Annotated in this window: 12 protein-coding genes; 1 reads left to right on the forward strand and 11 read right to left on the reverse strand. The window is 70.8% G+C overall.

Translation table 11 applies throughout. From position 1 onward, the window contains the following. Nucleotides 1-25 precede the first annotated feature (25 nt). The 11 genes from ABD648_RS09760 to ABD648_RS09810 form a co-directional block, all read right to left on the reverse strand. Nucleotides 26-1,480 (reverse strand): RDD family protein, encoded by a 1,455-nt coding sequence (locus ABD648_RS09760; RefSeq protein WP_282214758.1) that lies wholly within the window; start codon nt 1,478-1,480, stop codon nt 26-28. A 1-nt stretch (nt 1,481) separates the two neighbouring features. Next, nucleotides 1,482-3,104, reverse strand: a complete 1,623-nt coding sequence (locus ABD648_RS09765; protein ID WP_282214759.1) for a serine/threonine-protein kinase — start codon at nt 3,102-3,104, stop codon at nt 1,482-1,484. Beyond that, a complete protein-coding gene (locus ABD648_RS09770; protein ID WP_282214760.1) occupies nt 3,101-4,519 on the reverse strand; it encodes an FHA domain-containing protein in 1,419 nt (472 codons plus the stop codon). The genes ABD648_RS09765 and ABD648_RS09770 overlap by 4 nt, the downstream gene beginning before the upstream one ends. Then, nucleotides 4,519-5,334, reverse strand: coding sequence for a PP2C family protein-serine/threonine phosphatase (locus ABD648_RS09775; RefSeq protein ID WP_282214761.1), 816 nt, complete (start codon nt 5,332-5,334; stop codon nt 4,519-4,521). The genes ABD648_RS09770 and ABD648_RS09775 overlap by 1 nt, the downstream gene beginning before the upstream one ends. Further along, nucleotides 5,331-6,668 carry an RDD family protein gene (locus ABD648_RS09780; protein WP_282214762.1) on the reverse strand — a complete coding sequence of 446 codons (1,338 nt, stop codon included), beginning with the start codon at nt 6,666-6,668 and terminating at the stop codon, nt 5,331-5,333. The genes ABD648_RS09775 and ABD648_RS09780 overlap by 4 nt, the downstream gene beginning before the upstream one ends. After that, nucleotides 6,665-9,067 (reverse strand): transglutaminaseTgpA domain-containing protein, encoded by a 2,403-nt coding sequence (locus ABD648_RS09785; protein ID WP_282214763.1) that lies wholly within the window; start codon nt 9,065-9,067, stop codon nt 6,665-6,667. Before ABD648_RS09785 ends, ABD648_RS09780 begins: the two co-directional genes overlap by 4 nt. After that, nucleotides 9,064-10,326 (reverse strand): DUF58 domain-containing protein, encoded by a 1,263-nt coding sequence (locus ABD648_RS09790; RefSeq protein ID WP_282214764.1) that lies wholly within the window; start codon nt 10,324-10,326, stop codon nt 9,064-9,066. Before ABD648_RS09790 ends, ABD648_RS09785 begins: the two co-directional genes overlap by 4 nt. Further along, a complete protein-coding gene (locus ABD648_RS09795; protein WP_282214765.1) occupies nt 10,326-11,297 on the reverse strand; it encodes an AAA family ATPase in 972 nt (323 codons plus the stop codon). The genes ABD648_RS09790 and ABD648_RS09795 overlap by 1 nt, the downstream gene beginning before the upstream one ends. Nucleotides 11,298-11,343: 46 nt before the next feature. Beyond that, nucleotides 11,344-17,400 (reverse strand): Ig-like domain-containing protein, encoded by a 6,057-nt coding sequence (locus ABD648_RS09800; RefSeq protein ID WP_282214766.1) that lies wholly within the window; start codon nt 17,398-17,400, stop codon nt 11,344-11,346. A 131-nt stretch (nt 17,401-17,531) separates the two neighbouring features. Beyond that, nucleotides 17,532-18,101: a DNA-3-methyladenine glycosylase I gene (locus tag ABD648_RS09805; RefSeq protein WP_282214767.1), complete on the reverse strand. Its 570-nt coding sequence runs from the start codon at nt 18,099-18,101 to the stop codon at nt 17,532-17,534. 28 nt (nt 18,102-18,129) lie between these two features. Continuing rightward, nucleotides 18,130-19,176 (reverse strand): NAD(P)-dependent alcohol dehydrogenase, encoded by a 1,047-nt coding sequence (locus ABD648_RS09810; protein ID WP_282214768.1) that lies wholly within the window; start codon nt 19,174-19,176, stop codon nt 18,130-18,132. Between the two features lie 89 nt (nt 19,177-19,265). On the opposite strand from ABD648_RS09810, the gene ABD648_RS09815 reads away from it, so the two are divergent. Continuing rightward, a complete protein-coding gene (locus tag ABD648_RS09815) occupies nt 19,266-20,213 on the forward strand; it encodes a hypothetical protein (RefSeq protein WP_282214769.1) in 948 nt (315 codons plus the stop codon). The last annotated feature ends 7 nt before the right edge of the window (nt 20,214-20,220 follow it).

The following is a 20,220-nucleotide window of genomic DNA, read 5'->3' on the forward strand; positions in this document are numbered from 1 at the left end:
ACCCTCATCATTCGTTCACGTTCCATCACGCGCGGACCACCGCGGCCACGCGATCGCCGAGGCGGATCATGTCGCCGTCGACGGTCTGCACGGGCGTGCCCGCCGCGACGCCGTACTCGGTGCCGCCGCGGATCAGTCCCGAGCCGTTGGTCGAGTGGCAGTCGACGATCTCGAGGCCGCCGTCGACAGGGCGCACCAGCATGTGCGTCTTGGAGAGCGAGCGGCTGTCGTCGACCAGCGCGATCGGGCGCGCGCCGGGATGCTCCGCCGCATCCGGGTTGCGTCCGAGGAGCACGGGTTCCGCGATCAGGATGCTCTCGCCCGTGTCGAACCGCAGTCCGTAACGGACGGCAGGCTCCGGTGCGGCCGGGGCCACGGGCGCTGCGGCCGGGGCCACGGGCGCTGCCACGGGTGCGACCGGCGGCGCGGGAGGTGCGGCGACCGGGTCGGGTGCGGGGCTCGGCGCCGGCTGCGGCGCGGGAGACGAAGCGGCGGCCGACGCGGACGGCGGGGCCGGCGGGGCCGGCGCAGGCTCGGATGCGGAAGCCGACGCGGGAGCCGGCGGTGCCGCAGGCTGAGGGGCCGGCGCAGCGCTCGAGAGGTCTGCTCGCACGACTCGGTCGCCGTCGGCGATCCGATACCCGCCGAGCACCGGCTTTCCGGCCTCGCCCGGGCCGACGTCGACGGTCGGGGCAGCGAGGGGAAGACCGACCGACGGGCGCTCGTGCGCCTGATACGGGCGCGCGACGCCGAGCACCCCCGCGCTGACGCGACTGCCCGGCCGGTAGGAGGGCTGAGCCGCGGGGTCGATCGGCGTGGCCAGCGACGGCAGGGCGGAGCGCTCCGGCGTCGGCTCGGCCTTCACGACCTTGCGGGCGACGCGCATCCGCTTCTCATCGAAGGGGTTGAGCCCCTTGCGCACGTCGATGAGCCAGATCTTCGAGACCTTGTCGTGCAGTCCGCGACCGCGTCCCTCGGGGTCGAACGTCGGCGAGATGAGGATGAGCGCGGGGCCGACGAGCGGCACGACGCCCGCGGCGAAGACGATGAGGAAGCGCAGCAGGACGGCGCCGACTCGCGGACGCTCCAGGGTCACCACGTTCACGCTGCGCAGTCCCGTGAGCCCCTTGCCGATCGTCCGGCCTTTGAGTCCGTGCAGGAAGAGCTGGACGATGAGGAAGATCAGGCTGAGCAGCGTCGACACCGACGCCGCGACGACAGCCAGGACGAAGTCCGGGTGGTTGACGAATCCGTACGACGAGATCGCCCCGCTCGCGAGCTTGAGCAGCAGCGGGATCGCCCCGATCCAGAGGGGCAGCTGCAGCAGCATCCAGATCGCGACATCGATCGCCGCGGCGAGCGCGCGCCGCCCGAAGGGAGCGCGCAGGAGGCCGAGCGCCGCGGCGTACGCGGGGTCGGGGCGCCCCTGAGCATCAACCCCCTCGATCGTCTGCTGCTGCTCGTCGATTTCCCAGATCATGTCAGTCGACGCACCCCCGCGCCGGCTCAGAAACGCGTCCGTCGTCGCGGCGCAGCATGACATCGATGCAGACCGTGCCCGCGGTCGCCGGCACCTGCGCGGCGGGCGCCTCGGACTGCTGGGGGTCGACCTGACCGGAGACGTCGACGACGCTCCAGATGAAGGTGTCGCCCTCCTGCGGGTCCTTGTTGACCCACGTGAAGGCGATCAGATCGCCCTGGCGCGTGCCGCTCAGCTCCGCGACCTTGGGGACGAAGTCCGAGACGACATCCTGGGGCTCGGTCGTCTCGGTCGTCTCCACCGGGGTCTCGATGCCCGCGACCAGCACGTTCAGTCCGACGATCGTCCCCACGACGACCACCACGGCGGCGACGGCCGCGAGAGTGATCCACAGACCGCGTCGACTGCGGGGAGCCGTCGGGACCGAAGCGTCGCCGACGGGTGCGGCAGGCGCGACAGGGGATGCGGCGGGCACAGCGGCCTGCGGCGCGACCACCATCGGCGGCCGGACGATGGTCCGGTCGTCGGGCGCGGGCGGCGCGCTCGGAGTCGGCACGCGCATCTGCGTCGCCTCGTCGACGGCGTCCACGCGCGGCGGCGAGTCGAAGCGCGGCACATCGGGGAGCGGCGGCATGGCGCTCTTGGGCTGGGTGGTCGCAGAGGGACGCGTGAAGGCCGCGACATCCGGATCGATGCTGACGATCTCCCGCACACGGGTGAGGCCGTCGCCGTCGTCGTCCAGGTCCTCCGCGGTCGGGTGGTCGTCGACGATGTCGATCGGCGTCACCGAGTGCGAGAGCTCGATCTGCACCTTCTGCAGCGCACGCGCGAACGCGACCGCGCTCGGGTAGCGGTCATCCGGGTTCTTCGCCATAGCGCGCTCGAGCACGCGCTGCAGGCTCTCCGGCGAGTCGGGGCGGCCCAGCGACGTGAGAGCTGCGCGCTCGATCCTCTCGATGAGGTCGGCGCTGGAGTTGCGCTCCCCCGGCCGTTCGAAGGGCGAGCGCCCCGCGAGCAGCGTGTAGATGGTCGCGCCGAGAGCCCACACGTCTGTGCGCGGACCGCTCTGGGGCGGATCCGCGAACGACTCCGGCGGCGACCAGGGAATGGACATGCCGGAGGCCTCGCCCGTGGCGCCGGTGGTCGACGCGATGCCGAAGTCGGTCAGCGCCGGCCGGTTGTACGCCGTCACCAGGATGTTCGCCGGCTTGATGTCGCGGTGCAGCACGCCGGCGCGGTGAGCGGTCTCCACTGCTCCGGCGACCTGCACGCCGACGCGCAGCGCCTCGGCCACCGAGAACGACTCGCGGCGCGCGCGCAGCTGCAGGTTCGGACGGGGGCAGTACTCCATCACGAGGTAGGGGCGGCCGTCGCCGGCGACGCCCGCCTGATAGATCGTGACGATCGCGGGGTGCGTCGACAGCATCGCCATGACGTTCGCCTCATCGGCGAACTCCTGTGCGGCGCCGCTGGAGATGCGGTCGGCGAGCAGCACCTTGACCGCGACCTGGCGGCGCGGCATCTCCTGCTCGTACAGGAAGACGTCCGCGAAACCACCCGTGCCGAGGGGCTCGAGATACCGGAATCCGGGGAGCTGCGGAGGAGGAGAGGGAGGACGACTCACGGCAGATCCTCGAAGGCGACCTTCACTCCGTCGCCGAGATCCACCACGTCACCGGACAGCACGAGCGTCTGCTCGCCGGGGTGCAGACGGATCGGGTCGGCGCCCGGCCGCAGCAGGGTCGATCCGTTGGTGGTGTGCAGGTCGATGACCACCACGGTGTCACCCTCGGGCCTGATCTCGAGGTGACTGCGCGAGATGTCCTGCTGCGGGCTCTCGACGGCGATCAGATGAGGGAGGTTGGCTCCACTGGCCCGGGTCGAACGCGGACGACGACCGATGATGACCGTGCGGTCGAGCGCGACGACCTGGCCGGTGGACACACGGATGCGACCGGTCGCCCCGATCGCCCCGGTCGCCACCGGGATCACGGCCGTCGGCACGTCATCGCCGGTCGGAGCCTGCTGCCGCATGGCCCTGAGCTCTGCCGCCGAGATGGTCGCGCCGTCGTGGTCGCCCTGGGCCGGAGCCGGGACCGCCGGTGCCGCGGATGCCGCACCGGCCGTCGGCACGGAATGCACCGTGGCACCCCAGAGCTGGTCGAAGTCCTCGGTGGAGGGAGCGAGGGTGACCTCCGTCGGCACGATCGTGGCGCCGTCGACCGCCTCCGCAGCCTCCGGCTCGGGGGCCGCCTCGACGGCAGCCTCGACGGCAGCCTCCTCGACGGCGTCGTCGACGATCTGCTCGTCGACGTCGTCGGTGACCGGCTCGACAGTCGGCTCGATGACCGGCTCGGCATCCGCCTCGGCCTCGGCCGGTGCCGGCGGAACGTCGGCCACCAGAGGCTCGGCGTCGACCGGAGCGGACGTGGGGATGTCATCCGACGCGGATTCCACGGATGCCGCCGACGTCGCGGCCGTCCCGAAGTTCGCGATCGAGGGTCCTGGCGTGCCGGTCAAGGCGGCCGCGGACGCGCCGGCCTCCTCGATCTCGATGACCGGGACCGGTCCGAGCACGTCGGCGAGGGGACGGTCGTCGCCGGGCTCGAGCTCCGCGCTCACCGCCGCAGCGCGCACGACGCCGCTCTGCACGGGAAGGGCGGCCTCGCTCTCCACGGCCTCGACCGTGACCTCGACGCGCGAGGCCCCGCCCACGAACCGCTCGCTCCACGTCGTGACCTCGGCGCCGGAGAAGTCGTACGACTCCGTGCGGGAGCTCACGCGCGCGCTGACCCCGCCGCGCAGCGCGATGCGGATGTCGGTCCCTTCGACCACGGCAGCCACGAACGGAGGCAGCGAGGAGAAGTCCCCGCCGGCGCGCGCGGTGAGCACGTCGACGACGGTCGCGAGCGTCTTGCTCTCCGGCATCCGCTCCCACAGCCGCGCCACGACGTCTCCTGGCACATCCGGCGGCAGCGCCACGAGCGCGCCCGGCATCACGATGACGTACCACTGTCCCGGTCGGTAGATCGTCTGCATCAGCGAACCCCTCCTGCTGCGGCCTCGCGCGGACGCGTGTCCATGTCGATGTCCGAGTCGGTCTCCAGGAGCGTCCCCGGTCGCGAAGCGACCGAGACGGCATCCACGACGACCACGGTGATGTTGTCCCTGCCACCCGCCGTGACGGCGTCGTCGACGAGCATGTCGGCCGCCTTCTGCGGGTCGGGCGTACCCTGCAGCACCTCGCGGATCCGCGCGTCCGAGACCTCGGACGTCAGGCCGTCGGAGCAGACCATGATCCGGTCGCCGAGCTCGGCCGGGAACAGCCAGTAGTCCGCGTCGCCCGTGCTGCTGGCGCCGATCGCCCGGGTGATGATGTTGCGCCGTCGATCGGTCGCCGCATCCTCGACGGTGATCTCGCCGGCTTCGATCAGTTCCTGCACGACCGAGTGGTCGACGCTGATCTGCTCGAGCTCCCCGTCGGCCAGCCGATACGTACGCGAATCGCCGATGTTGACGGCCAGCCAGTAGCCCATGCCGTCGACCGAGGCGATGACGACACCGCTCAGGGTCGTGCCGGCGCGGCCGTTGCCCGAGGTGGACAGCTCCTCGACGCTCGCCCTGGCGCGCGACAGCGCGAGCCGCACGTCGTCGAGCTCGAGCGACGCGCGCCCGACGGAGCCGGAGAACTCGGCGATGACCGCCGCGCTCGCTCGCTCCCCCGCCTCGTGACCGCCCATGCCGTCCGCGACCACGAACACCGGAGCGCTCGCGAGGTGCGCGTCCTCGTTCAGCGCGCGACGGAGACCGGGGTGCGTGGCCGACCCCGTCGAGACGATGAGTGCGGGCCTCACGCGTAGCCCCCGATCGTGACGATGCGGTCGCCGATCTCGATGGCGTCTCCGAGCCTCACCGGGACGCGCTGTCCGGCGGGGCAGGCGATGCGCTGTCCCTCGCGGACGAGGGTCATCCCGTTCGTGGAGTGGCGATCCAGCACCCATCCGCCGGACGACTCCGCCGCGGCTTCGAAGTGCGTCTTCGAGAGCGAGAGGGTCTCGTCGCGCACCGGGACGACGACAGCGCCATCCTCGGCAGCGGGGTTCCGGCCGAAGATCGTGCGCCGCGACACCGAGACGCGGGTCCCGTCGTCCCAGGTGAACACGAGACGGTGCCCGGGGATGCTGATCCGCGTGTCCTCGATGTCCTCGGGCTCGGCGGCGGCGGGAGCAACGGGGGCGGGCGCGGCAGGCGCGGGCGCCGCCGCGGGAGCGGGCACGGGCACGGCTTCCGGCAAGGGCGGGACGACGGGCACCGGCGGGGCGGGCGCAGCCTCCGGCACGGGCGGAGCACTCGGCGCGGAAGGTGCGACGGGCCGCGCGGCGGGGTACCCCTGCACGGTCGCGTCGAGCTCCGACCCGGCATCCGTCGGCGGCGCCGGCGTCACGCGGGGCGGCGGAGCATCCTGGGTGATGCCGGGGACGAAGGCGATGAGCGAGCCGTCGTCGTTCGCCGGAGCCGCGGGGCGCGACACGGATGCGGGGATCACGGGCTGCGCGGGGAACACCGGCGCCGCGGGCACGGACGGGGCGACCGCCGGCTGCGCGGGAGCGGGCGGCACGGGCTGCGCCGTCGGATGCGGGATGCCGGGGATCGCGGGAGCGACGGTGCGTGCCTGCTCCGCCGCGAGTCCGGGTACGACGGCCGCGGGGACGCCCGACGTCGGGACGGCAGGAGCCGTCACCCGCGCATCGAGCATCAGCGAGCCGGCGACCTTGTCGTGCCACCCCTGGAAGCGGCCCGATCCGTCGAACAGCGGCGTGAAGTAGCCGACCACGATCGATCCGGCGAGTCCGAAGATGACATTGCGCAGCAGCGTGCGGCCGAAGCCCAGCGGCCCCTGATCCTTGGCGGAGACGAGGCGCAGACCCTGCGCGCGCATGCCGATCGAGCCCTTGCCCGTCTGCATGAGCGTGTACACGACGAACCAGCCGAGCAGCAGGAGCGAGACGATCGGTCCGCCGATGAGCAGCGTGATCAGCATCCCCTCGAGGCCGCCCGCGAGAGTGGCGGCGATGAGCAGCGCGCCGCCGAGGACGACGGAGAGGCCGGCCGCGATCAGCGCGTCGATGAGGTAGCCGATCGCGCGACGGGAGATCGGCGCGATCTGTGCGAACGCGGGCTGCGTCATGGTGTCTCGCTCTCGGGTGCGACGGGCGTGCTGGTGCTGCTGCTCTCGATCGTGCCAGGTTCGCGCCGCACGCGCGCGGTCGCCGCTTCTCGGAGTCCCTGGAGACCCGTCGAGATGGCGCTGCCGCCCATCAGCGATCGGAGGCTCAGTCGCGCCTTCGTGCGCTTCCAGAATCCGGCATCCTCCCCCAGGCCGCCCACGATCGTGTCGACCTCGCTCCAGAACGCCTCGACATCCTCGGGCGACGGGTCAGTGGGTCCGAAGACGTCGGCGTCGGCGCGGTGCGCGAGGTCCGTGACACGGGGCACGGCGAGCGTCGCCACCACGGCTGCGGCCTCCTCGGGTCGCGTTCCTCCCGGCGTCAGGCGTGCACCGTAGTCGACGGCGCGGTCGGTGAGCTCGTCCCACCCGCCGCTGATCCGGTCCGCGGTGCGAGCCGCCGCCCGGCGCGAGCGCCGCTTGGCGGCCTTCCACGCCCCGATCACGATGAACGGCGACATCAGCAGCGCGATGATCCCGAGCGAGATCCCGCCGATCAGCAGGATCGCCCCGATGATGCCGGCGAGGTTGAGGTTCTCGTCCTCGGACTCGCGGTCGTCGGGCAGCGTCGGGGGCAGGTCGACGGGCTCCTGCGGAGCAGGCGGCGGCTGCAGCACCTGCGGCTTCGGGTCGACGCGCGGCTTGGTGTTCTGGTCGTTGGGGACCTGGTCCTCAGGGGGCGTCGGGTTGAACGGCAGCCACCCGAACCCCTGGAAGTTCACCTCGACCCAGGCGTGCACGTTGTCGCCCGTGGCGGTGAAGAGGGGGTCGCCGTCCTGCTCCTCGTCGGGGTAATAGCCCATGACGACGCGGACCGGGATGCCGAGCTCACCGGCGAGGAGCGCCATGGCGACGGCGTACTGCTCGTCGTCGCCGATCATCTGATCGCCGCCGATGAGCGTCGTGATGCGCTCGGACGTGTGGCCGGCGCGCGAGAGCACCTCGCCCTCGAGCCCGTGGCTGAAGAATCCGCCCTCGGAGAGGAAGGTCTCGAGCGCACGGACCTTCTCGATGGGCGACTCGGCGCTCGACACGGTCTCCGCGGCGAGCGAGGTGAGCTCCTCCGGCACGTTGCTCTGCTTCGGCAGCGCGACCGTGCCGAACTCGACATCCGCGAGCTGGTCATCGTCGGGCAGGTCCGGCATGACCGCGTCGACCGAGTACTCGTCGCCCTTGCGCAGCTTCGGGGTGGCGACGGCGGTGCCGGTCGCGGTGTTCACGTAGGTTCCGCGGCGCAGCTCCTCGGCGCGATCTCCCGTGAAGCGGATCTCGGACAGCTCACCGGCCGTCGGCATCCACACCCCGTTGTACTCGTCGACCTCGATGTTGAGCGTGACGGGTACGCCCTCGGCGTCGGGCGACATGCCGGAGCGCAGCGGCGAGAACGCGCTCGAGGAGGTCGGCCCGCCGTCGGTCACGTTGTAGACCATGCCGTCGTACTCGTCCATGACGGCGGTGCGGATCCGCGCGCCCTTGGGCAGCCCCTGCACCGTGAAGAGCGTCTCGTCGACCTCGTCGCGCACGTTCTTGCGGAACGCCTGCAGCGGGCTCGGGTAGTCGCGGATGTTGAACGGCGGGATGATCACGTCGCGGAACACGTGCCGGGGCTCGGTCGGCGCGGCGATCGCGCTGGTCGCGACACCGGCCCCTCCGGCCACGGCCAGGACGGCGACGCCCGCGAGCAGGCGCCGCAGGCGCATGTGCGCGGCGCGCGACGGGTCGACCTCACTGACCGAGACGGCCGCGTTCTGCGGCGCCCAGATCTGACGGAGGGCGAGCCAGGCGATGCTGACGACGGCGAACACGAGACCCTGCACGATCGGGAACGCGGGCTGCGGGGTGCCGAGCGCGATCACGAGCATCAGCGCCGCACCGGCGGGCAGCAGCGCCCAGGCCACCTGCGGCAGGCGCAGAGCGAGGGATGCGGTGAGCGTCGTGACGACGAGCGCCAGCAGGAACGGGACGAGCAGGTGCCCGTCGGCCGCTGCGACGGGGGCCACGGTGGTGAGCAACTGCTTCCACGCGGTGACCGTTCCCACGGCGAGGCGCTGCAGCGTGTCGAGCGTCGGGATGAAGCCGAAGATCGCGGTGTGCGGAAGGGCGAATGCGCCGCCGAACACGAAGTAGGCGGCCACGGTGAGACCGGTGATGATGAGGATGCCCCAGCGGCGCCACGCCGCGACGCCCGCGACGGCGAGGCCGATGACGATGCCGCCGACGACCGCGGGCACGAACGCCGGGCCCGCGAACGTCGGCCAGAAGCCGACGAGCGCGACGGCGACGAGCAGCGCGGTCGCGCCGAGGTCGAGACTCCAGCGGCGCACGGAGATAGCAGCGGGTGCGGGAGCTGGCGCTGTCATGCGAGGACCTTCTGCAGTGCGAGCGGGATCTGGTCGAGCGCGCCGATCGTGACGACGTCGGCGTCGCCGATGCGCCGCAGAGCCGGAGCCTGAGCGGACGTGTCGGCGACCACGGCGAGAGCGCGTGCTCCGAACGGCAGCCGCGAGCAGGCGAGGCGCAGGTCGTCGGAGCGCACCTTCGAGCCGCACACCAGCACGACGACGCTCGCCAGGGGCATGGTGGCGGAGAGGACGCCGGCGAGTTCGGCGATGCCGCCGTCGCGCGGCTTGCTGTTCTCGACCGCCGACAGCGAGTCGAGCAATTGCTTGCCGGTACCGGCGGGCAGCTCGCGTCCCTGCACGCGCATGTCCACGCGCTGCGAGTCGCGGAGCGCGCGGAGGCCGATGGACCCTGCCGCCGAGATCGCGAGCTCGAAGTCGTCGGCCGTGGCGTAGTCGCCGCTGGAGCTGGACAGCCCGATCACGAAGTGCGAGCGGCGGGTCTCCTCGTACTGGCGGACCATCATGGTCCCCGTGCGCGCCGTGGACTTCCAGTGCACGTGCCGCAGGTCATCACCGGGCTGGTACTCGAGGAGGGCGTGGAACGACACGTCGTCGCGGGAGAGGTCGGCGGCGGGCATCCCCTCGAGGTCGCGCAGGTAGCCGAGCGACTGCCCGTCGAACAGCACGGTGCGCGGATGCACGAAGAGGTCGACCGGCTCGTCGCGCCGGTGCGCCCGCTCGAACAGGCCGAGCGGATCGCCCCGCACGACGCTCACCGGACCGACCTTGACCACGCCGCGCTTCTGCGTGGGGATCGCGAAGAGCTCCTCCGCCTCCTCGCCGGCGGCGAGACGCTGGATGCCGAACTCACCGCGACCGGAGCCGACCGGGAGCACGATGCGCGAGGGCAGGATCGCGCGGGTGCCGCGGTTCGCCAGCGTCAGCGCGCCGACCGCGCGCTCGCCCACGACCACACGCGTGCGCGCGAGGTCGAGCGACACGTCGTAGGCGGTGCGGCCGATCAGGAAGAGGGCGCACAGGGTGACCGTGATCGCGATCACGATCGCCGCGACGGTGAACTCCGACCAGCCGGCGATCTGCCCGAGGATCCAGAAGCCGACGGCGAGGCCCATCAGCACCCACGCGAGCGGGCGGATGGCCGAGGCGATGATGCGGAGGCGGGTCAGGACGCGCGCGCCGATGACGGCCGCGACGTCACGCCAACCGGCGTCGCGGTCCGTCTGCGCCGACGGCGCCGAGAGTGCCTCCGTGGTCATCAGGCCGCCGTTCGCGCCTGGGGTGCCGCGATCCCGTCGAGCACGCGAGCGATCACGGTGTCGCTGCTGGTCCCGGCGAACTCCGCCTCGGCGTCGAGGAGCAGACGGTGCTGCCACGTCGGACGCGCGAGGGCCTTGATGTCGTCGGGCAGGACGAAGTGGCGGCCGTGCGCGGCGGCCCAGACCTTCGCGATGCGGATCATGGCGATCGCGCCGCGCACCGAGACGCCCAGACGGATCGCGGAGTCGTTGCGGGTCGCCTCGGCGAGCTCCGCCACGTACCGGAGCACGGCGGGCTCGACGTGCACGGATGCCGCGAGGTCGGCCATGTCGGCGACCGCGCTCGTCGTGATGATCGCCCCCAGGCCGGCCGACGGGTTGCGGTCGGATGCTCCGGCCAAGATGCTCTCGGTCACCGCGAGGTCGGGGTAGCCGATCGACGTCTTGATGAGGAAGCGGTCGAGCTGCGCCTCGGGGAGCTTGTAGGTTCCGGCCTGCTCGATCGGGTTCTGCGTCGCGATGACGAGGAACGGTCGGCCCGTCTCATGCGTGACGCCGTCGACCGTGACCCGGGACTCCTCCATGACCTCGAGCAGCGCCGACTGCGTCTTCGGCGACGCGCGGTTGATCTCGTCGGCGAGCACGATCGACGCGAAGATCGGGCCCTTGTGGAACTCGAAGCGGTGCGACTGCTGGTCGTAGATCGTGACACCGGTGACGTCGGACGGCAGCAGATCCGGCGTGAACTGGATGCGCGCGCTCGTGCCCTGCACGGTCGCGGCGAGCGCCTTGGCGAGGCTGGTCTTCCCGGTTCCGGGGGCGTCCTCGAGGAGGACGTGCCCCTCGGCGAGCATCGACGCCAGCACGAGGCCGACGATCTCGCGCTTGCCCTGCACGGCCTTGTCGATGTTGTCCACGAGGCGCGTGAAGGTTCCCTGGAACCAGGCTGCCTGCTCGGGGGTCATGCTCATGCGTTGTCTCTGCTTCCTCTGTGGTGACGGTGGGTCGAGCGGGGCACTACCAGGCCCGGTGTTCGTAGTTGGTTCCGCCGATGGTGACCCAGACGTCGGTGCGGCCGCCGTAGCCGTGGAAGCAGCCGAGGTTGAAGGTCCCGTTGGCGGGAACGGACACCGAACTGTAGGAGGAGAAGCTCCCGCTCACTGTGCTGTTGCAGACCACCGTGTAGGTGCCTGCCGGGAAGTCCTTGGTGGTGACCTTGAACTTCGCGCAGGTCCCGTCGTTGCACTGCGCATTGCTGACGGAGTCACCTCGCGTCACCCACGCGCGCGGCGGTGGCGGATCGCTCGTACGCGCCGACGCCGAATTCACAGGAGACCAGGTCCCGTTCGAGTCCTGCGCGCGAACGTCGATGCTGTGGTTCTGCTGGTATCCGTTGCCCACCGTGCGGGAGCCGCTGGCCGCGACGTCCTGCCAGCCGCCGCCGCCGATCCGGATCTGCGTGGTCTGGATCGGACGACCGTTGTAGGAACGGTCGGAGTTCCAGCTGACCTCGACGCTCGTGCCGAGGTTCCTGGCGCTGGCCGCGGGTGTCTTAGGCGGGCCGAACGGGGTCTGCGCGACCCCGTTGGATGCCGCGCCGACGTACTGCTGGCCGTCGACGTTCGCGACGCCGCGCACTTCGACCGTGTACGACGTGCCGTTGTTGAGCCCGCCGATCGTGTTGTTCCCCGGCATTCCCGCCCAGCCGCCGCCGTTGAGCTGGTACTGGTAGCTCACCTCGCTCGTCTTGGCGCCGTTGCGGTTGCCCTGCGCCCACACGACGGTCACAGAGCCGTCGCCCGCGTTGACGGCGCTGATGGACGGGGCGGACGGGGCGATGACACCGCGTCGAGGCGCCGACATCGCGCTCCACTCGCCCCAGCCGGCCTTGTTGTGCCCGCGGATCCGGTAGGTGTAGCCGTTCTCCGAGGTCGGTACCACGACTGCCTGGCTGAATGCTCCCGGGCTGGGGGTCAGCGTCCTCTGCAGACTGGACCCCTCCCACACCTCGAGCTGCAGGGAGTCGATCGCGTCGCCGTTCGCCGGAACGTTTCCCCAGTTGACCTGCATCTGCGCCTGGTCGCCCACGGGCTGCAGTTCCGCCGTCGTCGGCGCCCCGGCCGCCAGCGGCGGACCTGCTGGCACTTCGGATGCCGACCAGGCACTCCAGCTGGAAGGGTCCGGCGCGCGGTTGTGCGCCTGCACCCGCACCTGGTAGTTGCCGCCGTTCTCGAGGCCCTCCCAGGTGAGGGAGTTGCCGGTCACCTCTTTCTGGGTGATGCCCGACGGCGGGGCGGGCGAGATCTGCAGCGTGTACCGCTCGACGGGCGATCCCGGGGTCGTCGGAGTCGTCCAGGCGACCTGGAGCGACTTGTCGCCGAACTTCAGGGTCGGCGGGTTGGGCGTGTCCGGGCGCGCATCCGGGCGTGCGACGGCCGACGAGCCGGAGGGCTCGGACTCGCCGACGCGGTTCGTCGCGGTGACCTGGAAGACGTACTCGACGTTGTTCGTGAGTCCGTCGAGCGTGCACGTGGTCGACTGGCACTCCTTCGAATACGAGCCGCCCTGCACCGCCTTCACCGTGTACTTGGTGATCTCGGCGCCGTTGTTCGACGGAGCGCCGTACGACACCACCACGGTACGGTCCTGCACGCTCGTGACCGTCGGCGCGCCCGGCGCATTCGGGACGCCCTGCACCGTGAGCACGACCTGTCCGGTCGCCTGACGGTCGACGTCCTCCGTCGCATCCTGGATCGTGTAGCGCACCACCATGGTGCCGACGAAGTCCTTCGACGGCGTGGCCACGACGTCGTCGCCCTTGATGCTCGCCTGGCCGGAGCCGGTCTCGACGTTCGCCGTCAAGAGCTTGAGCGGCGTCTCGGGGAACGGGTTGAAGTCGTTCGCGAGCACCGGCACCGTGACGCTTTTACCCTGATCGGCTTCTGCGACGGTGTCGGTGTTGGCGGCGGGCATCGCGCGGTTCGACGCTCCGACCTGCACGAGGACGGAGCCCTCGACCGGTTCGGTCTCGCCGTCGCTGACGCGCAGCGTCAGCGTGGTCGCCGCGCCCTTCTTCGCGTTCGAGGATGCCTCGACGAGCAGCTTGTCGCCGTCGATCTTCGCGGTGATCCCCTTGCCCTCGCCGTCGACGAGGGTGTACTTGTGCTTGCCCTTGTCCTCCGGATCCGGGTCGACCGTGAGTGCCGCCAGGTCGAGGACACTCGCCTTCTCGCCGGGGGCGACGTTCATCTGGCCGCCGACGAACTTCGGCTGCTGGTTGTCGGGCGGCAGCACGTTGATCGGGATGCTGAGCGTCGCCTTGCGACCCTCAGGGTCGTCGGGTCCGGTGCCGTCGGTGACCTCGAACGTGAGCGAGTCCTGACCGAAGTATCCGGGAGCCGAGGTGTAGACGAGCGTGCGCTCATCCTTCACGAGGTCGGATCCGTCGGCCTTGAGTGCGCTCACCTTGGCGTGCTCGGTGATGACGACGTCGCCGCCACCGGCCACGGTGACGTACTTCTCGAGGGGCACGTCCTTGGTCTCGCCGCTCTTGACCTCGAGCGGCTTGGTCGAGGTCAGCGTCGGTCGCAGGCCGTCTTCCGATGGGACGAAGATGAACGCCGAGGACTGCAGCTCGTCCTGGTCGGTGAGGGTGTACCGGATCAGCTGCAGCTCGTCGGTGACGGTGACGCGGACCTTGCCGTTCTCCAGCACCGTCGCCCCGGGCCCGACATCGAGGTCGAGGCGCTCGGTCGTGCCGTCGGGGTCCTCGTCGTTGTCGAGGATGTCGAGGTCGGCGGTGAGACCGCCGTCCTCGAGATCGGCGGGGCGCAGCCGGTCGTCTCTCGCGACCGGTGCCTGCAGAGGCACGTCCTCGTCGACGGTGACCTGCAGCACGGCCGTCGCGGTCGCGCCGCGCGCGTCGCTGACGGTGTACTGCAGGGACGACTCGAGCGCGCGATCGGGCGCCTGCACGAGCACCCGGTCTCCCGAGACGCGGGCCTCCAGCTCGCCGGGGACCTCGAGTCCCTTCTTCACCAGCGAGATCTTGTCGCCCTCGGGATCGGAGTCGTTCAGCATGACGGGCACGGCGATCTCGCGACCGGGACGCACCACGACAGCATCCTTCACTGCGAACGGCGCCTGGTTCACCTGCTCGGCGGGAGCGATACCCACGCGGATCGTGGCGGTGCCCTCCTTGCCGAGACGGTCGCGCACCCGGTACTTGAAGACGTCGACACCCGTCGCACCGTCGAGCGCCTCGTAGGTGAAGTAGTCCTGCGCGACCTCGGTGATGCGCCCCTTCGTCGGGTTCGAGGCGATGTCCAGGAGCTCGACCGAGTCGCCGTCGGCGTCGATGCCGTCGAGCGGCACCGCGATGTTGGTCTCGGTGCCCGCGAGCGTGCGGGCCACGAGGTCGCGGGGCCGCGGCGCCGCGTTCGTCTCCTCGTCGATCGGCAGGATCTGGACGGTCACGTATCCCGCGGCCTTCTGCTGGCGGGAGTCCACGGCCTCGTAGGTCAGATAGACCGTCTTGGCGACGTCGCCGGCCTTGAACCGCACCTCGTCCTGCGAGACGAAGGCCTCGCCGTCCTCGGGATCGACGAAGGGCTCGATGAGATCGGGAGCCAGATGCAGGGCGTCGTCGCTCGGATGCGTGTCGTTGTCGAGCACCGGGATGGTCACCACGTCGCCGGCGCGGACGTAGACCGAGTCGGGGTTGGCGACCGGCTGCAGGATCTCCTCGGGGGCCGGGATCGGCACCACGACGACCTCGCCCTCGGCGGATTGCTCGCCGTTGGAGATCCGGTACTTGATGCGGACCTGCTCGTCGAGCGTGCCCTGGTCCGTGATGCGGAGCGTCTCGTGGTTGAGCACCGACACCGAGACGCCGGTGCCGGGCTCGATCGACACGGACTGCACGACGAGGATGCCGCCGGACGGATCGGTGTCGTTGTCGAGCACGCCGATGAGCACGTCGCCGCCGGTGGGGAGCAGCGCCACGTCGCGCACGGCGACGGGCGGCAGAGTCACCTCGGCGGCTTCGGTGACGTCGATGCGGACGAGTCCCTCGCCGTTCTCCGGGCCGGCGGTCGCGAGATACTGCACGTAGTAGACGCCGACCGCCGGAGCGGTGAAGCTGAAGGTGTTGTTGGTGATGTCGGGCAGCACGGTCGCACCCGGGACCTCGTCGACGCGGCCGAGACGCAGGCGCTCGCGACCGGAGCTGGTGTCGTTCGCGAGAGGGGCGACCGTGATCTGCTCGCCGACGCGGGTGACCACGTGGTCGGCGTTCGTCTTCGGCTTGGTGGTGCCCTGCGGTCGCACATCGAGGGTGACCGTGGCCGTGGTGTACTCGCCCAAGCCGTCGGCGACCGTGACCTGGATGTCCTTGCGACCCTGCAGGCTCGCCGTCGCCTTGTAGGTCAGCTGGCCGTCGGTGCTGAAGTCGACCTCGTCGCCGGGGGCAGGGACGACGTCCTTGAGGTAGATGTCGTCACCGTCGGGGTCGATCCAGTCCGGAAGGATGTTGTACGACACCGTGCCGCCGGTCTCGACCGTGAGCGAGGTCTTGCGCTTGGGCGCCGGCGCCGAGTTCGTGCCCTCGTCGTGCACCGCCAGGGTGACCGTCGCGGTGTCCTTGCCACCGCGACCGTCGTCGACCTCGTACTGGAAGGTGGCCGTGCCCGAGGCATCCTCCGCGACGGCGATCTGCAGCGAGGCGCCGTTGTAGATCGGCTGGACCGTGCCGATCGACGGCTGTTCCTGCGCCATCGCGGCGACGAGGACGTCGCCGTCGGGGTCGTTGTCGTTGTCGATCACGGGCAGCAGCGCCGAGGCGCCCGGTCGCACGCCGAAGGAGTCGTCCTCGGCGATCGGCGGGGTGTTGATCTCGCTGCGCTCCGGGAGGGTGGTCTCGACCGTCTCCTCGGTCGAGTCCTCCTCGTTCTCGGTCTCGCCCTCCGGCGGGGTGAGGTCGTTCCAGTTGTCGACGCGCTGCAGGCTCTCGTCGGCGAGCCAGGCCGCGCCGCCCACAGCGTCGTTCAGGATGATCACGTCGCGGTTCACGCGGAAGACGAGGCTCTTCGAGTCCTGCGCCTCCTCGATCGTGGCGGAGACGTCGTTCGCCGATCCGGCGCACTCCCGCACGAAGGCGCCGGTGCCGCCCCAGGCGCCGTAGGTGCAGCCGTTCAGCCACACCGGTGCCGCCGGCGAGCCCTTGCCACCGGCATCCGTCGTCGTCACCTCGGAGCCGTCGAGCGGAACACGAACCAGGGCGGATGCCGTCGCGACCGCGACCGCGTCCGTCTCGGCCGATGCCTGCTGGAGCGCGGCTCCTTCGGCATCGGGGATCTCGGTGCGGAATCCGCCGGGCGTCATCACCACGCCGGACGCCGATTCCAGGACGACCGGGGTGCGACCGACGGCGGTGATGGTCACCGGCTTCGACGCGTCGAGCTCGCCGACCGACGCCGTGGACGGCTCGAGCGGCTCGCCCTCGTTGTCGACGGGGACGGTGACGACCTCGCCCTTCGCGCTCGACAGCCCGAAGACCGTGCCGTCCTCGGCGACGACGACATCCGCACCCTCGCCGAGCTCGGCGACGGGGTCGGCGGCCTCGATCTCGAACGAGGCGATGCCCTTCACCGGCACGACCCACAGGTTGCCGGACTTCGTGTCGAGGATGGCGGCCGTCTGAAGGCCCATGGCCACCTTGGCCGAGCTCGGGATGCCTGCGGAGTCGCCCAGCGAGACACGAGCGGGATCGACGGCCGTGACCGTCGAGCTTCCCTCGTCGACCACGAGCACGTTCGCCGCGTCCTGGACGATGTCGTAGTCCTCGCCTGCCGTGCGCAGACCACCGTCGAGAACGGTCGACTCGTGGTTGAAATGCCCGACGAGCAGGCTCGAGGTCTTGGTGATCCAGACGCCGCCGTCGTTCAGATCGACCTTGGTGGTCGGGAAGCCCTCATAGGTGAGCGCCATCGTCGTGATGGCGACGATGCCCACGGTGACACCGGCGGCAGACGCCAGCATCTTCGGCCGCGCCCGCATCCACGACAACGCCTTCATACCCGGTTCCCCCCAGGGTCGACACACTTCGACTCTTCCGTGCAGGGCGCGAAGGCCCTGCAACACACCCGTTCATCCTAACCGCGTACCGAAATATCGTTGATGGGCTGATCTGCCCATCGCCGCAGGGGTCAGGCGCGCCAGCATCCCGCCAGATGATCGTCGACCATGCCGGCCGACTGCATGAGCGCGTACATGGTCGTGGGCCCGACGAATCGGAACCCGCGACGACGCAGCTCCTTGCTCAGAGCGCTCGAGGCCGGGGTGACGGCGGGGACGTCGGCCATGGTCGCCGGACGGATGCCGGACGCCGGCGGCGCGAACGACCACATGAGCTCGTCGAGCTCGCCATCGGCCATGGTGCGGACGAGCTGCGCGTTGCCGATCGTGGCCTCGATCTTCGCGCGGTTGCGGATGATCCCGGCATCCGCCATCAGGCGCTCCACGTCGGATTCGTCGAACTCCGCGACGACCTCGGGCTCGAAGCCGGCGAACACCTCGCGGAACCGCGGGCGCTTGCGCAGGATCGTGATCCACGAGAGGCCGGCCTGGAACCCCTCCAGCGCCATCTTCTCGAACAGGGCGCGATCGCCGTGCAGCGCGGAGCCCCATTCCTCGTCGTGATAGCGCCGGTACTCGACGTCGTCGCCGACCCAGGCGCACCGGGCGCGGGCATCGGGGCCCGTGATCAGCGAGGTCATGCGTCGAGGCTATCCGCGACGACCGACATCACTCGCTGAACGTCGCGGCGTCGATGACGAACCGGTACCGCACGTCCGAGGCCAGCACCCGCTCGTAGGCGGCGTTGATCTCGGATGCCGGGATCACCTCGATCTCGGCGGCGATGCCGTGCTCGGCGCAGAAGTCCAGCATCTCCTGCGTCTCGGCGATACCGCCGATGTTCGAGCCGGCCAGCGAGCGGCGCCCGCCGATGAGCGACATGACCTGGACGGGGAGCGGTTCGGCCGGAGCGCCGACGCACACCATGGTGCCGCCGACGTCGAGCAGGCTGAGGTACGAGCGCGTGTCGATCACGGCGCTCACGGTGTTGAGGATCACGTCGAACGAGCTGCGGAGCTCGCGGAAGGTCTCACGATCGCTCGTCGCGCGGTAGTCGTCGGCGCCGAGGCGGAGCCCGTCGTCCTTCTTGCTCAGCGTCTGCGAGAGCACCGTCACCTCGGCGCCGAGCGCGTGCGCGATCTGCACACCCATGTGGCCGAGTCCGCCGAGTCCGACGACCGCGACGCGCGTGCCGGGACCGACGTTCCAGTGCCTCAGCGGCGAGTACGTCGTGATGCCGGCGCAGAGCAGGGGTGCTGCCACGTCGAGCGCCAGCCCGTCGGGGATGCGGAGCACGAACGACTCCGTCACGACGACCTGCTCGGAGTAGCCGCCCTGGGTGACGGTGCCGTCGCGGTCGGTCGCGCCGTAGGTGAAGATCGCTCCCTCGGTGCAGAACTGCTCGTCGCCGCGCAGGCAGTTGCGGCATTCGCCGCAGGAGTTCACGAGGCAGCCGACGCCGACGCGGTCGCCCACGGCATGCTTCGTCACCTCGGCGCCGACGGCCGCGACGGTGCCCGTGATCTCGTGCCCGGGAGCGAGTGGATACTGCTGCGGACCCCAATCCCCCTGCACCGTGTGGATGTCGGAGTGGCAGATGCCGGCGAAGGCGATGTCGATGAGAACGTCGAGCGGGCCGAGCTCGCGGCGCTCGATGACGGTCTTCTCGAGCGGTGCGGCTTCGCTGGGGGCGGCGTAGGCGTGGACGCGGGTCATGCGGGCTCCTCGGGTGTGCGGTCCTTCGAGACTACCGACCGCACGCGGAGTCGATACGGTGGACGGAGACTCCGGAGGGGGAAGTCATCATGCGCGGATCCCGCACGCTCGCTCGCCTGATCACCATCGTCATCGCGGTGATCGTCACACCTGTCGCCGTGGGGCTGCTCTCCAGCGGCGGCACGTCGTGGCTCATGACCTACTTCCAGTACGGGGGCGCCCGCGACGGCTTCGGCCCGCTGGTGATGCCGACGCTCCTTCAGGCGCTCGGCATCCTGCTCCTGCTCCTCGTGGTGCTGACCGGCATCTGGAGCTCGGCGGGCCTGATCGCGGTGGGGGTGCTGGCGGTCGTGCCGCTCCTTCTCGCGCTCCTGCCGGCGCTGCTGCTGCAGTCGTACCGGGTGCTGGGGTCGGTCCTCCCGCGCGAATGGCTCGACGGCCTCACGTATGGCATCCCGCTGGTCCTGTTCCCGGCGCTCGGAGCGATGGGCGTCGTTCTCGCGATCGTGCGCCGCCATCCCGAGCGGACCGCGACCGGCCTGTCGATCATCGGCCTCGTCGCCTCACCGATCCTCCTGGCGGCCGGGATCCTGCTGCTGTCGTGGGGCATCGCTCGCGGTCAGTTCACCGCGCTCCAGCAGTTCCGGTTCGACTTCCTGCCGGATGCCGCCGCAGCCGTCCTGCTCGGGACGCTGCTCTCCGTCGCCGGAGTGTTCGCCACCCGCTGGTCGACGTTCGCGCTGGTGCTGCCGGCTGCGGTCCTGTTGGTGCTCGGTCTGCTCGTGCTCATCCCTGATGCGGTGTTCGCCGCGCTCGGGCGCGTGCCGATGGTCGGCCGGACGCTGCCGCAGCTGCTGATCCTCGGAGTGGGGACGGCGATCGCGCTGGTCTATCTCGCCTTCACCGTGGTGCTGCTGCGCGTGCGGAAGCAGGCGATGTCGACGGCGGCGGGAACGGGCGCGTTCCCGGCCGCCGGCTATCCGCCCGTTCCTGCGCCGCCGTACCCACCGCAGTACCCGCCTGCCCCAGGCGTCTGACGCAGGC

This window comes from Microbacterium luteolum (assembly GCF_039533965.1).
In the GTDB taxonomy this organism is placed as follows: domain Bacteria; phylum Actinomycetota; class Actinomycetes; order Actinomycetales; family Microbacteriaceae; genus Microbacterium; species Microbacterium luteolum.